This is a genomic window from Pseudomonas sp. efr-133-TYG-5, from assembly GCF_030209175.1.
Taxonomy (GTDB): domain Bacteria; phylum Pseudomonadota; class Gammaproteobacteria; order Pseudomonadales; family Pseudomonadaceae; genus Aquipseudomonas.
The window spans coordinates 816,839-831,980 of sequence record NZ_JARVSM010000001.1 but is presented as its reverse complement, the minus strand read 5'-3'; the positions used below and the strand labels follow the sequence as shown (position 1 = coordinate 831,980).

Here is a 15,142-nt window from a genome sequence, read left to right as displayed (position 1 = left end):
GTGGGTCGAACCGGGGCGGATTCTAACCCTCAAGTGCGCGTTTTGAGGATGCGCTTTTTCGTCCAGGCCCTGCGACGCAGTGGGGAGCGCACGGTTCGCTCCCCACAGGTCTTGCACGGCAGGCGTCTCAGCTGTGATTGATCTCGCGATCCTTGGTTTCCGGCAGGAAGAAAATCCCCAGAACCGCGGTCATCACGGCGATGACGATCGGATACCACAGGCCGTAGTAGATGTCCCCGGTGGCCGCCACCATGGCGAACGCCACGGTCGGCAGGAAACCGCCGAACCAGCCGTTGCCGATGTGGTACGGCAGCGACATCGAGGTATAGCGGATGCGCGCCGGGAACAACTCCACCAGCCATGCGGCGATCGGCCCGTAAACCATGGTCACGTAGATCACCAGAATGGTCAGCAGGAGCAGCACCATCGGGTAGTTGGTCTTGGCCGGGTCAGCCTTTTCCGGGTAGCCCGCTTCCTTCAGTGCGGTGCCGAGACTGGCGGTGAAGGCGTCGTTGCGGGTCTTGAAATCGGCGGCGGGCAGGCTCGTGCCTTCGAAACTCTCGATCACCTTGTCGCCAATCCGCACCTGGGCCACGGTGCCGGGTTCGGCGATCACGTTTTCGTAGGGAATGGCGCGCTTGGCCAGGATGGTTTTCGCCAGGTCGCAGGAACTGGTGAATTTGGCCTTGCCCACCGGATCGAACTGGAACGAGCACTGGTCGGGGTTGGCGATCACCTTGACCGGGTTTTTCTCCTGGGCGATGAACACGTCGGGGTTACCGTACTGGGTCAGCGCATGGAAGATCGGGAAGTAGGTCACCGCCGCCAGAATGCACCCGGCCATGATGATGCCCTTGCGCCCGATGCGGTCGGAAAGACTGCCGAAGACCACGAAGAACGGCGTGCCGATCAGCAGCGAGCCGGCAATCAGCAGGTTGGCGGTCTGCGGGTCGATCTTCAGGGTCTGCAACAGGAAGAACAGTGCATAGAACTGCCCGGTGTACCAGACCACGGCCTGGCCGGCGGTGCCACCGAGCAGGGCCATGATGACGATTTTCAGGTTGTCCCAACGGGCGAAGGACTCGGTCAGCGGCGCCTTCGACGCCTTGCCTTCGGCTTTCATTTTCATGAACACCGGCGACTCGCTCAGTTGCAGGCGAATGTACACCGACACCGCCAGCAGCAGGATCGACAGCAGGAACGGAATCCGCCAGCCCCAGGCTTCGAAGGCCTCGGTGCCCAGTGCCGTGCGACAGGCGAGAATCACCAGCAGCGAGAGAAACAGACCGAGGGTCGCCGTGGTCTGGATCCACGAGGTGAAGTAGCCGCGTTTGCCCTTGGGTGCATGCTCGGCCACATAGGTCGCGGCGCCGCCATATTCACCGCCCAGCGCCAGGCCTTGCAAAAGGCGCAGGGTGATCAGGATGACGGGGGCTGCCACGCCGATGGTCGCGTAGCCCGGCAGGAAGCCGACAATGGCGGTCGACACGCCCATGATCACAATGGTGATGAGGAATGTGTGCTTGCGCCCGATCATGTCGCCCAAGCGCCCGAACACCACCGCGCCGAACGGCCGCACGGCAAAACCCGCCGCGAAGGCGAGCAAGGCGAAGATGAACGCCGTGGTCTCGTTGACGCCGGCGAAGAAGTGCTTGGCGATGATCGCCGCCAGAGAGCCGTAAAGGTAAAAGTCGTACCATTCGAACACCGTGCCCAGGGACGAGGCAAAAATGACTTTGCGCTCCTCCTTGCTGACGCTGTGATGCGGGGCGCTGCCCGTAGACATACTGTCGATAACCGCCATGAGTCTTCTCCGTCATGCTTATTGTTGTTGCAGGCCGGAGCACCTATCACTGTTGCCGTACCCATGGCCTGGGGCTGAAGTCACATCACCAGATGCGTGAAGCCTGGACAGACTGACGGCCTCGCCGGTGGGGCGGGGTTCTCTTGAGCATAATTCGCTTTGGGGGGATATCCAGTGGCCAGCATCTGCCGCCCCCTGATCAGTGCCGTTCGTCGCCAGCACCGCACGCCGGGCGCCGTTCATCGCTCCAAAACGGCATGACCCAGACCATCAGCGCCAACGATCTGCACATTCGCCTTGAGCCGCTCAACGAAGCCGGCCTGTTCAAATGGCTGCTCGCCAGTTTCCTGATGGGCAAGCGCATTCAGGCGCAGATTGCCGCCGAGGCCTATCGGGTGATCGTCGACCGCCACCAGCGCGATACGCCGCGCAAACTCGCCCACTGCACCCACCGCGAACTGGTGCGCATGCTTGGCCAAGCGCATTACGTGCGCTACGACGAAACCACGGCCGAGCGGCTGCTCAAGCTGGCGGCCAGACTCAACGACGAATACGCCGGTCAGGTGACGAATGTGCTGGCGGCGAGCAGCGACCGCCGCGACTTCGAAAAACGTCTGCTCGCCTTCGACGGCATCGGCCCGAAGACCGTGGAAATCTTCATGCGCGAAGCGGGCAGGGTGCTGTTTTGAGCTGCCCGTCGATTGTCATCGGTTGCGCCGGCTGGAGCCTGCCGCGCGAACACTGGCCAGCCTTCCCGGTGCAAGGCACGCATCTGCAGCGCTACGCCGCACAATTCAATGGCGTGGAAATCAACAGCTCGTTCTACCGCCCGCACCAGCCGCAGACCTATGCGCGCTGGGCCGAGTCGGTGCCGGACGGCTTTCGCTTCTGTGTGAAAGTGCCGAAGTCGATCAGCCACGAGCGGCGCCTGCGCGACTGCGAGTCCGAGCTCGATGCGTTTCTCGGGCAATGTTCCGCACTCGGTGAGCGTCTGGGCTGCCTGCTGTTGCAATTGCCGCCGTCGCTGGCGTTCGATGAGTCCCTTGCCGAGGCGTTTTTCATTGCGCTGCGCCAGCGCTACGCCGGGGCGGTCGTGCTGGAGCCACGACATGAAAGCTGGGTGGCGGCCGAGCTGCTGTTGATGGCCTATCGCATCGCGCAGGCGGTGGTCGACCCTTCGCGCATCAGCAATGACACTGCGCCTCAGGGCTGGCCCGGGGTGAGGTATTGGCGGCTGCACGGTTCGCCGCGCACCTATTACAGCGCCTACGACCTGCCGTGGCTGGAAACCCTCGTCGGTCGCTTGCAGGTCGCTGCCGGCGACGGTGTCGACACGTGGTGCGTGTTCGACAACACCGCCAGCGGCGCGGCCCTGGGCAATGCGCTGCAGCTGCAGCAAATCCTGATGCCGGGCTGATGTCCTTCCAACTGCCGGGCGGGCCTGTAAACTGGCGGCCCGAAACGGCGCACGATGGCGCCGTCCTCACTGCCAGCGAAGGACTTTCCCATGGCCAACCAAGACATCACCTACACCCCGGATCCGGATGCAGACTCGATCTCTTCGGACGTCACCGCGTTCAACGGCATCCTGATGTCGACCCAGATTCCGACCCGTGCCGACGGCAGCCTGGAACTGGGCGACATCACCGCGCAAAGCGAATGCACGTTGCAGGCGCTGAAAGTGGCACTGGAAAAGGCCGGCAGTTCGATGGACCGCGTGCTGCACCTGACCATTTACCTGACCGACATGGCCGACCGCGCGGCGTTCAACGAGGTGTACAAGCGCTTCTTCGCCAAGCCCTGGCCGGTGCGTGCGGCGGTAGGGGTGGCGGCGCTGGCGGTGGAAGGGATGAAGGTGGAAGTCACGGCGATGGCCGCGAAGGCCTGATAGCAGTTCCAGATCCATCCATTTCAAGGCGGCTCGAGTGGGATTTTCAACTCTCGAGTCGCTGCAGGATTTTGGTACGCAAACCTATATTGAAATTACACAACTATACTTCTTCAAATAAGTTGTTTTTCAACTCAAGAGCAGTGCCGTATTTTTGCTTTAACGTCTCGTCATGAGTGACGATAATCAAGCAGGGCGTATTGGATGCCAGCCATTCAATGATTTTTTGCGCTGTTTTTTTGTCCAGTGCCGAAGTCGGTTCGTCCAGTATTATCGTGGATTTCTCTCTTAGAATTGCTCGGCCAATGGCGATTCGTTGTCTTTCTCCACCGCTTAGTCCACTGCCAGAAATGTCGACAAAGGTATCGAGTGATATTTCATTGTCTTGGTGTGAGAACTCCAAAAGCTTAAATACCTGGGTTAATTTCTGTGAGCTAATATTCGTAGCACCGTACAAAAGGTTGTCCTTGATGGTTCCTGGTATCAAAGTGGGTTTTTGTGGTGCTACGGAAATTTCAGAAAGTATGTATTCGCTTAATGACTCGTTTATGACGTGTCCTTTGTAGAAAGCTTTGCCTGTATAGTTTTCTTCAAGGCCTAGTAGAGTGTTTATTAGCGTGGTTTTTCCGGCGCCTGAGCGACCCGATATTATATTTACACCCGATTTGAACTGGCAGTCGACATTGTTGAGAATGGTTTTATTGTCTTTTACAAGTGACAGGCTCTCGAGAACAAAACCATGCATGCCCTGGCTTTGTTTTGGGTGGTAGGGTTCTTTGATGTTTTCTTCGAGATATTTGATGCCGTCGTTCAAGGATAGAAGATTTGCTTGTAAGTTGATTAATGTTCCTGCCAGTATATGTAACTGCATTGTGAATATCGTGATGTACCCCACAATCATCACAAAGTCCCCCGTGGTGAGGTTTGTATGATTGATTGTTCCCGATAGAATTACAAAAAAAGCCAGGACTATTCCGATTGCCAGTCCTTGGCAACCTATACGAATACCCATATGAAGGTTGGCATCTCTGATGGTATTTACGTAACTGTCGAAAAAAGATCTTCCCAGATAAAGCTCCTTGGATAGGCTGTTGTTAAGTCTGATGTCGTAAACTCGGCTGAGCCTTTCTATGGTGTAACTGGAGAGGTTGTTGTCGGCCTCAAATAGAGTTTTATGAATATTGGAGCTGGATTGGGCAACGTAGATAGATATAGCGATCAAAGCTATACAGGCGATGAGGAATAATATTGCATAAGGTGCGCCCATTACCGTGAATAAAACACCTATTGCAATAATCATTTCTATCGCAATAGGAACGATTGTCCAGAATATTCCAACAGTGACCATACTGAAACTGCCAGCAGAACGGTTTATGTCGGCGACTACGTAGCCGGGGTCAAGCTTCTGTTGTTTTTTATAAGGGTATCTGAATATCCTGGCGATAATGGCTTCGTAGAGAGTGGTATCGCACTTCGCTAAAATCCAGGCTGAGCCTACACCACGAATGTTGGAAAGAATCTGCGAGACTGTCCATAAGGCTGCATAGGATCCTGCGAAGAAAAAGAATTGGGTTGGTGCATGCTCTGCTTCGTTAAAGGTATTTGCTGCATTTCTCAATAGAATTGGTATAAGCGAACTCAGAATGCTGCAAGCGAGGAACGTCGCAGAAACAGCGGCAAAACCGATGGTGAACCAGCGATAGTTCTTCGATATTATTTTAAATGTTTTTACGTAGCGAGTGATCCAGTTCATTTGCGGATCCATTATATTTTCAGGATTTTTGAAAGTTTTCTTGGAAGATTTTTGTCATCCGCGACGACCTGTCCATTTACCTCGATCCATGCATGCGAAAGGAAATCATACAATTGAACGCCGATGAAGAAATCACAAGGCATGCCATTTTTTATCGCGCGCTTGAACAAGCAGATAGAAGACTCAAGGCATTTGACCTTAAATGGAAGTGCAAGTGATGAAAGATAAATATCGTATGCATAGCTTTCCAACGCGTGTAGACAAGAAGTTTCGTGTTTTTCTGTAAGGTGTTTTTTTGATAAGCACATGTTGTTGAATACTGCTCCTAATCCACATCGCTTGAGCTGTGCTTTAAGTCGTAAGATGTCGAGGCCAGCACGTAAAATAGGTAGTGGTCTAGTGATTTTGGATATTTGGTTTCTAATCGGTCTCCATGAATAATCGTCTATTGCTTCTTGGTTTATTTTCGCGGTTATTAAGATTTGAGTAGTGTTTGAGTGCGTTATCATATTCAGTGTGGTGAGCTTTTCTAGCATCGCACTGTACGAGTCGTCGAACCTATTTCTTTCGATTAAGATTTTTGTTTGTGTTTCGCTAAAGATTGTGTATGAATCACTTTTTTCATCAAGAATTACGAGTTGGTTTTGTATCAGAATATGGTGTATGTGTGGCTGAAAGGAAAAATCCATTTAATCCTAATCCTTCTTTATGGTTCTTTGATTAAGGATGCGCAAATGATTTTCAAAAGAAGCTGGTCGACGCCGCCGATACCCATAGCAGAACGGCTGGTCATGGTTTCTATGTGTGATAAGTTGATTAAGTTATTCTTTGCGAGCCAGCTATTTTTCAGTGTTGTCAGGATTCTGTTTTTGTGGAGTCTCAATCCTCGTTGATAGGCGCTTGTGATATGCCCCTTGTCACTTCTGAGGGGAATGGTTGGATACCTTTTAGCTATGGCTCGCCTTAGTGGGAGTCTGGTAAGGAATTCGTCGAACATGTTGTAAGGATCTTGTTTTAATGCGTACTCGATCATTTCCTTGCTTGTAAAGGGGAAGATGATTTTTGTTTCTTTATTGAAAGTTTTACTGGTCGCATTTTGAGATATGGCCTCAATTATCGCATGCTGGTGCGCTTCTCGCAGTGTTTCAGGTTTTTCGAGAGTCAAGGGAGGCGTGATCTGGGCATTGAAAAAGTCACTCCTTTGATCGGATTCGTTGTTTCGTTGCCTTCGATTTCTGAATAGAGTCTCGTATATGCTTGAACCAGTCATTTTTGAAATTTTTGTAGCTATCTTGAAAGCCTTGATGATTTTTTTTCTTCTAAATAAATCCTGAAAGGCTTCTGTTGGAACCGGGTCTAGAAATACGTGATCCCCACCGTGTCCATCCAAGATTATGTAGTCATCGCCTAAGTGACCGGATATAAAGTATCTTTCGTTCTCGAAAACTTGATCGGAGGCCATGCCTGGGGTTATCAATAAATGATTGTCCGGATCAATGGGTTGAAAGAAATGTCGAGGCTCAAATCTGAAAAAAAGATGATTTATTTGTAATGTTTTGCATGTTGCCATGGCAGCGATGCAATCACTGTTTGCGCTGAAGTCACTATCGATCCAAGTAACTGCGGCTACGCGATCTGCTCCAGCGACTTCAATTGCTGCCAGCAGCAAACACGTCGAATCGGCTCCACCAGAAAAACGCACTACCAGTTTTTTGTCATTGGTTCCACTCCGCTCTATAGCGATGCTTGAAGCGAGTATCTCAAAGGGATCATCTGTGCTATTTGGGTTGGGAGTTATAGTGTTGTAAGGGGCTATTTTGATTTCGCTTGATTTGGATTTGATGTCGTGCGTATAGATGCAGCCTGGAGGAAGTAGTATTACTCCTTCTCTATAACTTGATGTGGGTATTTTTTCAGTGTGTGAAATTTGGCGAAGGATTTCATGTTTGTCCAGTTTTTTGTTGCGGATTGTTTTCGTGTTGTTGTTTAAAATGTTTCCGTTCTCTGCGTCTATTAGGATTATTTCGCAAGAGCTTACGGGGTTGGTATGCACTATTTTGTTTTTTACAGGACTCGCGCGTAGTGAATAATGTTGTAGGTCGTGATCATGTTTTTTTTTGAATTTTCACTGCCGCTCCTTGGCTTTTGTTTGCTGATTGAGTCACCGGGTACGCAATAATGAATACCCGGTGAAATACTCAGTGATTACCTTGGCATTCTAGGGCCGCAGTCCGGTCGAAAGACGCTGTACTTTCCTTCTAAAACACATCCTCCACCGTATCCGTTGATTACCGGGGTAGCTTTGAATGTCACAAGATTTTCGAAGACGGCAGGCGCGTGAGTCCTTTTTCTTTTGAACATGAACTAGTCCTTTATTTCAGAAGGTTTGAGCAGTTTCGTGCCATTTGTGGTGAATTCTCCCGCTTCACCCAGTCACTGTTGTTTCGTGACTTGGCAACGTTAAAGTTCGGACCTGTGATGCACAAGCCGGTGGATTCCGCTGTGTTTGTAGGTAGATACGCAAGCGGTTGTAGCCTTCTTTGGTACTGCTGAAGGATCGAAATCAAAATCCGACGGGACTGCAGGAAGTGTAGGAATGGATTGGCCGATCCAGGTAGCCACCCGGCAGCACAGACGTGCCGGACGGGCGTTTCGCGGCTACAATGCGCGCCTCGACCGTGACAGCCTGACTAAAAAAACATATGTCCTTGCCCAAGCATCACCTGGAACTGCTCAGCCCCGCCCGTGACGTGGCCATCGCCCGTGAAGCCATCCTGCACGGCGCCGACGCCGTGTACATCGGTGGCCCGAGCTTCGGCGCGCGCCACAACGCCTGCAACGAGGTGAGTGAAATCGCCGAGCTGGTGGAGTTTGCCCGTCGTTACCACGCGCGGATCTTCACCACCATCAACACCATCCTGCACGACAACGAACTGGAGCCGGCGCGCAAGCTGATCCATCAGTTGTACGACGCCGGTGTCGATGCGCTGATCGTCCAGGATCTGGGCGTGATGGAGCTGGACATTCCGCCGATCGAACTGCACGCCAGTACGCAGACCGACATCCGCACCCTGGAGCGGGCCAAGTTCCTCGATCAGGCCGGTTTCTCGCAACTGGTGCTGGCCCGTGAGCTGAACCTCAAGGAAATCCGCGCGATCGCCGACGAAACCGACGCCGCCATCGAATTTTTCATCCACGGCGCGTTGTGCGTGGCCTTCTCCGGCCAGTGCAACATTTCCCATGCGCAGACCGGGCGCAGCGCCAACCGTGGCGACTGCTCGCAAGCCTGTCGCCTGCCGTACACCCTGAAAGATGAAAAGGGTGGCGTGATCGCCTACGAGAAGCACCTGCTGTCGATGAAGGACAACAACCAGAGCGCCAACATCCGTGCCCTGGTCGAAGCCGGCGTGCGCTCGTTCAAGATCGAAGGTCGCTACAAGGATATGGGCTATGTGAAGAACATCACTGCCTATTACCGCCAGCGCCTCGACGCGGTGCTCGAAGATCGCCCGGACCTGGCCCGCGCCTCCAGCGGCCGCACCGCGCACTTCTTCGTGCCGGACCCGGAAAAAACCTTCCATCGCGGCAGCACGGACTATTTTGTCAGTGAACGCAAGATCGACATCGGCGCGTTCGATTCGCCGACTTTCACCGGCCTGGCGGTGGGCATCGTCGAGAAAGTCGGCAAGCGTGACATGCAAGTGGTCACCCACGAACCGCTATCCAACGGCGACGGCCTCAACGTGCTGGTCAAGCGCGAGGTGGTGGGGTTCCGTGCCAACATTGCCGAGGCCAAGGGTGAGTTCGAGGAAGAGGGCGAGAAGCGTTATCGCTACCGCGTCGAGCCGAATGAAATGCCGGAAGGCATGTACAAGTTGCGGCCGAATCATCCGCTGAACCGCAACCTCGACCACAACTGGCAGCAGGCCTTGCTCAAGACCTCCGCCGAGCGCCGCATCGGTCTGACCTGGGTCGCCCGCCTGCGCGAAGAACGCCTGGAACTGACGGCCACCAGCGAGGAGGGCATCAGCGCCAGCGTCGCCCTGGACGGCCCGTTCGGCGCGGCCAACAAGCCGGAACAGGCGCTGGAGACACTGCACGACCTGCTCGGCCAACTGGGCACCACGCCGTACCACGCCACGTCGATCAAGCTCGATGCACCGCAGGCGTTCTTCATCCCCAATTCGCAACTCAAGTCGTTGCGCCGCGAAGTCATCGAAGCGCTGACCGCGGCGCGCGTCGCCGCTCATCCACGCGGTAGCCGCAAGGCCGAAACCACGCCGCCGCCGGTGTACCCGGAGTCGCATCTGTCGTTCCTGGCCAACGTCTACAACCACAAGGCCCGCGAGTTCTATCACCGCCACGGGGTGAAACTGATCGACGCGGCCTACGAGGCCCACGAAGAAGCGGGCGAAGTGCCGGTGATGATCACCAAGCACTGCCTGCGCTTCTCCTTCAACCTGTGCCCGAAACAGGCCAAGGGCGTCACCGGCGTGCGCACCAAGGTGGCGCCGATGCAACTGATTCATGGCGACGAAGTGCTGACCCTGAAGTTCGACTGCAAGCCATGCGAGATGCACGTCATCGGCAAGATGAAGGGCCACATCCTCAACCTGCCGCAACCGGGCAGTGTGGTCGGCCATATCAGCCCGGAAGACCTGCTGAAAACCATCCCCCGCGCACCGCACTGACAACGTAGCGAGCGCGACGCTTCGGCGTCGCGCTTGCGTTCGGCGGCGCCCGCGCTTAAAAGTCCTGTTCCAATAAAAATATCGGGCAAAACCTTGATCGAACGACGCCAATTCAGCGGTGGCATGAAGGGCAAGAACCTTCGCTACCTGAACGAGCCTTCCTCCCGGCCGGGACGCATGACCCGCACGGGGTTTGTCTTGCTGGAGCATTTCTCCCTGCCGGCGTTTACCCAGGCGCTGGATACCATTGTGACCGCCAACCTGTTGCGTCCCGGGTTGTTTTCGTCACGCACGTTCGGCCTGGACGACGGCGAAGTGGTCAGCGACCTCGGGCTGGTGATCCGTCCGGACGCCCGGCTGACGACGAGCGCTGCACAGGAACTCGATCTGTTGGTGATCTGCGGCGGATACCGCACCGAACTGAAAGCCAGCGACGAATTCATCGGCCTGCTGAAAATAGCCGCGGAGGCGGGGATAGTGCTCGCCGGTCTGTGGAACGGCGCGTGGTTTCTCGGCCGGGCCGGCGTGCTGGAGGGCTACCGTTGTGCGATTCATCCGGAGCACCGTCCGGCACTGACGGAAATTTCCAAAGCCACCCTGGTCAGCAGCGAGCCCTACGTGATCGACCGTGACCGGTTGACCGCGTCGAGTCCGTCCGGGGCGTTCCACATGGCGCTGGACTGGATCAAGAGCCTGCACGACAAGGCGCTGGTCGAGGGCATCGAGGACATTCTGGCGTTCGAGGAGTCACGTTATCGGCGGATCAAACCGAGCGAGAACATCTGCGTCAGCGCACCGTTGCGCGAGGTGATCAAGCTGATGGACGCCAACCTCGAGGAGCCGCTGGAGCTGGAGCAACTGGCGGTGTACGCCGGGCGCTCGCGGCGGCAACTGGAACGCCTGTTCAAGGAACAACTCGGCACCACGCCGCAGCGTTACTACATGGAGTTGCGCATCACCGAGGCGCGCCGTCTGTTGCAGCACACCGAGTTGTCGCAGGTCGATGTGCTGGTGGCGTGCGGGTTTGTTTCACCCAGCCACTTCAGCAAGTGCTACAGCGCGTATTTCGGTTATCGACCGTCCAAGGAAAAGCGCCTGGTCAAGTAATTGCCGCCGCAGGCGCTGACGGCGAGCTTTGCATCAGAGCAAAAACTCGCCGCCATCGTTAGCTGCTGCGCACAGCAAGGGTCTGGTCAGAGAGCGTCGGCGTCGATGATTGCCTTGGCGAACGCTTGTGGGTCTTCCTGCGGCAGGTTGTGGCCGATACCGCCGTTGATCAGGCGGAACTCATACTTGCCGGTGAAACGCTTGGCGTAATCCTCCGGCGCCGGGTGCGGCGCACCGTTGGCGTCGCCTTCCAGGGTGATGGTTGGCACATGGATGGGCGGTGCACTGGCGAGTTTCTGCTCCAGCGCCTCGTATTGGCTTTCGCCCTGCACCAGGCCCAGGCGCCAACGGTAGTTGAACAGCGTGATGGCGACGTGATCCGGGTTGTCGAGGGCGGCGGCGCTGCGGTCGAAGGTAGCGTCGTCGAAGGCCCATTTCGGTGAAGCGGTCTGCCAGATCAACCTGGCGAAATCGTGGGTGTTTTTCGCATACCCGGCGGCACCACGCTCGGTGGCGAAGTAGAACTGATACCACCATTGCAGCTCGGCCTTGGGCGGCAGCGGATTCTTGCCCGCGGCCTGGTTGCCGATCAGGTAGCCACTGACCGACACCAGCGCCTTGACCCGCTCCGGCCACAGCGCCGAAACGATATCCGCCGAACGCGCGCCCCAGTCATAGCCACCGAGTACCGCTTGTTTGATCTGCAGGGCGTCCATGAAATCGATGACGTCACTGGCCAGCGCGGCCGGTTGGCCATTGCGCACGGTCTTGTCGGAGAGGAAATGCGTGTCGCCGTACCCCCGGGCGTAAGGCATCAACACCCGGTAACCCTTGGCCGCGAGCAACGGCGCCACCTCGTCATAGCTGTGAATGTCGTACGGCCAGCCGTGCAGCAGAATCACCACCGGGCCATTGGCCGGCCCGGTTTCGGCGTAGGCGACGTCGAGCAGGCCGGTCTTGACGTGCTTCAGGGCGCCGAACGGCAGGCTAGCCAGGGCCTGGGTGGCCGCCGGTTGGCTTGCCGCGGTCGTCGCCGATTGCGCGTTGGTGGCGCTGAAAGCACCGAACTGCAACAGCGCGGTGGCGAGCAGTGACAAGCCCAGCAGACGGCGACGATGTTGAGTGGAAGGCGTGGTACGCAGTGCAGTGTTCATGGCAACTCTCCTTGGCAAGCGACGGGGGTTGGGTTCTGGCTGAACCCTGCAAACCTTGGAATCGATTGAAACGCTGCGGCGTATCCGGGGTGTTTCAGTTTTTGCGCGGTGATGTGCAGATGTGTATCGGCCGGGCATTGGTACACAGTGCGATACAAATCCCGGGCGAAAAAAAGCCCCGCACGGACGGGGCCTTGGGTTTGCCGCTAAGCCTACGCCTGGGTGACGTGTTTCGGCCCCGCCAGCGCCCAGGCGATCAGGCCAATCAGCGGTACAAAGACGATCAGTACGATCCACACCCCCTTGTTACTCGACTTTCCGGCGCTTTTGCGCACCCGGTTGATGGCCCACAACTCGATGAGCAAAAGCACGACTGCCAGTACGATCCACGTGGTTTCGATATGCATGAGCTACCTCCTGATGGTCTTTGCGTTAGGCGGGCGCAGACCAGCAGGGTTCAATAAGTTTGCAGGTGCACGGCGCTGGCGGTCTGCACAAATCTTCTAAACGTCCTGCGGGAAAGCGCGGTAACGTATTCGTCCGCCCGTGCAACGCTGACACCCTGACCCCTGGAGCCTCGCGTGGACCCATCCAACTGGATCGAACTGTCCCAGGATGCCGACACCGGCATCGAGTCGATTCGCGCGCATTTTCGTGGGCACGCCTATGACCCGCACTGGCACGACAGTTTTCTGGTCGGGATCACGGAGCAGGGCGTGCAGCAGTTCAATTGCCGGCGCGTGCGCCACTTCAGCACCCCGGGCAAGGTGTTCATGCTCGAGCCCGGCGAGATCCACGACGGCCATGCGCCGACCGAGGAGGGTTTCACTTATTCGATGCTCTACTTCGATCCGCAGTGGCTGGAGCGTGAGGTGCGTGCCTTGTTCGAACACACGCCGGATCACAGCCAACTGGGCTTTGCCGATACGCTGAGCCAGGATCCACGTCTGGCGGGCGCCATCAATCAGGCCTTCCACGCCTTGCATGAAGGCGATCTGCGCATCGTGCGCCAGGATGCCATCGACAGCTTGCTCGGTGCGCTGACCTGCCACCTCGACTGGCGCAAGCGCCTGAGCGTCGATCCGCGCCTGCCGCTGGTGGCACAGGTGGCGCGTGACTACCTGCATGCGCACGCCTATCAGGACATCGGCCTGGATGACCTGGCCCGGGCCTGCGGCGTCGATCGTTTTCGCCTGACCCGCGCATTCAAGGCCGCTTTCGGCCTGGCACCGCATGCGTATCTGATTCAGTTGCGCCTGGCCAAGGCCCGGCAGTTGCTGGCCCGGGGCGAGTCACCGGCCGAAGTCGCCAGCGCCCTCGGTTTCGCTGACCAGAGCCACATGGGGCGCTGGTTCCGTCGCGCCTATCACCTCACGCCGGCGGATTACCGCAAGCGTTGCTCAAACCTTCCAGACTGAACCGCGCCGACTGGCGACCATGGCCTCCTGTTCTGATTCGGGAGTTCACCTCATGCAATCGCTGTTGCCTTTTCTGCTGTTCGCCTTCGTCGCCTCGATCACTCCGGGGCCGACCAACATTCTGGTGATGAGCCACAGCTCCCGGCGCGGACTGGTGGCGACGCTGCCGATCATTTTTGGCGCCTGCGTGACGGCGGCGCTGGTGGTCTTGGCCGTCGGGCTCGGTGTGGGGGAAACGCTGCTGCGCTTCCCCCGCGTGCAGCAGGTCATGGCCTGGGCCGGGGTGCTCTGGTTGAGCTGGCTGGCGTGGCAGATCTTTCGCAGCTCGGCACCCTCCACCGACCCTGAGGCGGCGGGCGATAATGGCCTGGGCATGGTCGGCGCCGCCGGTTTGCAACTGATCAACCCCAAGGTGTGGATGATGGCCGTGGCGATGATCAGCGTGTTTGGTGCCAGCGGCGACGAGCGCGCACGCATATTGCTGTTGTCGTTGGCGTTTCTGCTGGTGTGTTTGCCGTGCATGACGGCCTGGGCGCTGCTCGGCGTGGGCAGTGCGCGGTTCCTTACCTCGCCGCAGGCATTTACCCGGATGAATGCCTTGCTGGCGTTGCTGTTGCTGGCATCGGCGTGGCTGACCGTGCTGGTGTGAGCGCCAGGCTCAACGCCGGCTGAACGCCAATCGCGCTGCAAACAGCAGGAAAATCATCCCTGTGGTGCGATCCATCCAGCGGATCACGCGCTGCCGGCGCAGAAACCCTGACAGCGGCCGGGTCGCGCCAATCAGCACGCACGACCAGATCAGCCCGAGCACCACGTGGATGCTGACCAGGCCGAACGTCCACGGCACCAGCGCCTGGCCTGGCGGAATGAACTGCGGCAGGAAAGACACGTAGAAAATGCCGATCTTGGGATTGAGCAGATTGCCCAGCATGCCCTTGAGAAACCAGTTGCCACCGGGTTTGTCGCTGGCTTCGACGGGCACGGGCGAGCGGCGCGGGCGCAGCAGCATGTTCAGCCCGAGCCACGCCAGGTACGCCGCGCCGCAGTACTTCAACAGGTTGTAGGCCAGCTCTGAAACGGCGACCAGCGCACCGAGGCCGAACGCCACTGCTGCGCCCCACAGCAGGCAGCCGGCATTGATCCCCAGCGTCGCGCGCAACGCCTGATGCTTGCCTTCCACGGTGGCGGTGCGCAGCACCAGCGCGGTATCCAGCCCCGGCGTCAAGGTCAGCAGGGTGGCGGCAAACGTGAAGGCGAGGAGGTTGTCGGTGATGGACATGGGCGTGCGGATCCGGGGCAGGTTGCAGGCACGTTAGCGGTTTCCGAC

Annotated in this window: 14 protein-coding genes; 7 read left to right on the top strand and 7 right to left on the bottom strand. The window is 57.2% G+C overall.

The window, feature by feature from the left end; genetic code table 11:
* Nucleotides 1–127 precede the first annotated feature (127 nt).
* On the bottom strand, nt 128–1,804 hold the full coding sequence (locus QRN70_RS03640; protein WP_285415849.1) for an MFS transporter: 1,677 nt from the start codon (nt 1,802–1,804) through the stop codon (nt 128–130).
* A 257-nt stretch (nt 1,805–2,061) separates the two neighbouring features.
* On the opposite strand from QRN70_RS03640, the gene QRN70_RS03635 reads away from it, so the two are divergent.
* The 3 genes from QRN70_RS03635 (at nt 2,062) to QRN70_RS03625 (ending at nt 3,692) form a co-directional block, all read left to right on the top strand.
* Nucleotides 2,062–2,493, top strand: a complete 432-nt coding sequence (locus QRN70_RS03635; protein ID WP_285415848.1) for an HhH-GDP family DNA glycosylase — start codon at nt 2,062–2,064, stop codon at nt 2,491–2,493.
* Entirely contained in the window at nt 2,490–3,221 is a 732-nt protein-coding gene (locus QRN70_RS03630) for a DUF72 domain-containing protein (RefSeq protein WP_285415847.1), read from the top strand. Before QRN70_RS03635 ends, QRN70_RS03630 begins: the two co-directional genes overlap by 4 nt.
* Before the next feature lie 90 nt (nt 3,222–3,311).
* Nucleotides 3,312–3,692 carry a RidA family protein gene (locus tag QRN70_RS03625; RefSeq protein ID WP_285415846.1) on the top strand — a complete coding sequence of 127 codons (381 nt, stop codon included), beginning with the start codon at nt 3,312–3,314 and terminating at the stop codon, nt 3,690–3,692.
* 103 nt (nt 3,693–3,795) lie between these two features.
* Here QRN70_RS03625 and QRN70_RS03620 read toward each other — a convergent pair whose 3' ends face one another.
* The 3 genes from QRN70_RS03620 to QRN70_RS03610 are packed head-to-tail and all read right to left on the bottom strand — an operon-like array spanning nt 3,796 to nt 7,498.
* Complete coding sequence (locus QRN70_RS03620; RefSeq protein WP_285415845.1) at nt 3,796–5,445, bottom strand: ATP-binding cassette domain-containing protein; 1,650 nt, start codon at nt 5,443–5,445, stop codon at nt 3,796–3,798.
* A gap of 11 nt (nt 5,446–5,456) precedes the next feature.
* Nucleotides 5,457–6,134 (bottom strand): lasso peptide biosynthesis B2 protein, encoded by a 678-nt coding sequence (locus QRN70_RS03615; protein ID WP_285415844.1) that lies wholly within the window; start codon nt 6,132–6,134, stop codon nt 5,457–5,459.
* A 17-nt stretch (nt 6,135–6,151) separates the two neighbouring features.
* Nucleotides 6,152–7,498 carry an asparagine synthase-related protein gene (locus tag QRN70_RS03610; protein ID WP_285415843.1) on the bottom strand — a complete coding sequence of 449 codons (1,347 nt, stop codon included), beginning with the start codon at nt 7,496–7,498 and terminating at the stop codon, nt 6,152–6,154.
* Between the two features lie 649 nt (nt 7,499–8,147).
* Between QRN70_RS03610 and QRN70_RS03605 the strand changes: the two genes are divergently transcribed.
* On the top strand, nt 8,148–10,136 hold the full coding sequence (locus QRN70_RS03605; RefSeq protein WP_285415842.1) for a peptidase U32 family protein: 1,989 nt from the start codon (nt 8,148–8,150) through the stop codon (nt 10,134–10,136).
* Between the two features lie 123 nt (nt 10,137–10,259).
* Complete coding sequence (gene souR / locus QRN70_RS03600) at nt 10,260–11,243, top strand: transcriptional regulator SouR (protein WP_285418000.1); 984 nt, start codon at nt 10,260–10,262, stop codon at nt 11,241–11,243.
* An 86-nt stretch (nt 11,244–11,329) separates the two neighbouring features.
* Here souR and QRN70_RS03595 read toward each other — a convergent pair whose 3' ends face one another.
* A complete protein-coding gene (locus tag QRN70_RS03595; RefSeq protein WP_285415841.1) occupies nt 11,330–12,397 on the bottom strand; it encodes an alpha/beta fold hydrolase in 1,068 nt (355 codons plus the stop codon).
* A 212-nt stretch (nt 12,398–12,609) separates the two neighbouring features.
* Complete coding sequence (locus tag QRN70_RS03590; RefSeq protein ID WP_285415840.1) at nt 12,610–12,804, bottom strand: PLDc N-terminal domain-containing protein; 195 nt, start codon at nt 12,802–12,804, stop codon at nt 12,610–12,612.
* Nucleotides 12,805–12,978: 174 nt separating this feature from the next.
* On the opposite strand from QRN70_RS03590, the gene QRN70_RS03585 reads away from it, so the two are divergent.
* Nucleotides 12,979–13,815, top strand: coding sequence for an AraC family transcriptional regulator (locus QRN70_RS03585; protein ID WP_285415839.1), 837 nt, complete (start codon nt 12,979–12,981; stop codon nt 13,813–13,815).
* Between the two features lie 52 nt (nt 13,816–13,867).
* Nucleotides 13,868–14,464 carry a LysE family translocator gene (locus tag QRN70_RS03580; RefSeq protein WP_285415838.1) on the top strand — a complete coding sequence of 199 codons (597 nt, stop codon included), beginning with the start codon at nt 13,868–13,870 and terminating at the stop codon, nt 14,462–14,464.
* Between the two features lie 9 nt (nt 14,465–14,473).
* Here QRN70_RS03580 and QRN70_RS03575 read toward each other — a convergent pair whose 3' ends face one another.
* Nucleotides 14,474–15,094, bottom strand: a complete 621-nt coding sequence (locus QRN70_RS03575) for a LysE family translocator (RefSeq protein WP_285415837.1) — start codon at nt 15,092–15,094, stop codon at nt 14,474–14,476.
* Nucleotides 15,095–15,142: the final 48 nt, after the last annotated feature.

Excerpts from the sequence above, each read along its gene's own strand:
- QRN70_RS03605 (WP_285415842.1), top strand. The coding sequence starts at position 8,148 with ATGTCCTTGCCCAAGCATCACCTGGAACTGCTCAGCCCCGCCCGTGAC.
- QRN70_RS03575 (WP_285415837.1), bottom strand. The coding sequence starts at position 15,094 with ATGTCCATCACCGACAACCTCCTCGCCTTCACGTTTGCCGCCACCCTG.
- QRN70_RS03595 (WP_285415841.1), bottom strand. The coding sequence starts at position 12,397 with ATGAACACTGCACTGCGTACCACGCCTTCCACTCAACATCGTCGCCGT.
- QRN70_RS03580 (WP_285415838.1), top strand. The coding sequence starts at position 13,868 with ATGCAATCGCTGTTGCCTTTTCTGCTGTTCGCCTTCGTCGCCTCGATC.
- QRN70_RS03635 (WP_285415848.1), top strand. The coding sequence starts at position 2,062 with ATGACCCAGACCATCAGCGCCAACGATCTGCACATTCGCCTTGAGCCG.
- QRN70_RS03640 (WP_285415849.1), bottom strand. The coding sequence starts at position 1,804 with ATGGCGGTTATCGACAGTATGTCTACGGGCAGCGCCCCGCATCACAGC.
- QRN70_RS03615 (WP_285415844.1), bottom strand. The coding sequence starts at position 6,134 with ATGGATTTTTCCTTTCAGCCACACATACACCATATTCTGATACAAAAC.
- QRN70_RS03620 (WP_285415845.1), bottom strand. The coding sequence starts at position 5,445 with ATGAACTGGATCACTCGCTACGTAAAAACATTTAAAATAATATCGAAG.
- QRN70_RS03625 (WP_285415846.1), top strand. The coding sequence starts at position 3,312 with ATGGCCAACCAAGACATCACCTACACCCCGGATCCGGATGCAGACTCG.
- QRN70_RS03590 (WP_285415840.1), bottom strand. The coding sequence starts at position 12,804 with ATGCATATCGAAACCACGTGGATCGTACTGGCAGTCGTGCTTTTGCTC.
- souR (WP_285418000.1), top strand. The coding sequence starts at position 10,260 with ATGAAGGGCAAGAACCTTCGCTACCTGAACGAGCCTTCCTCCCGGCCG.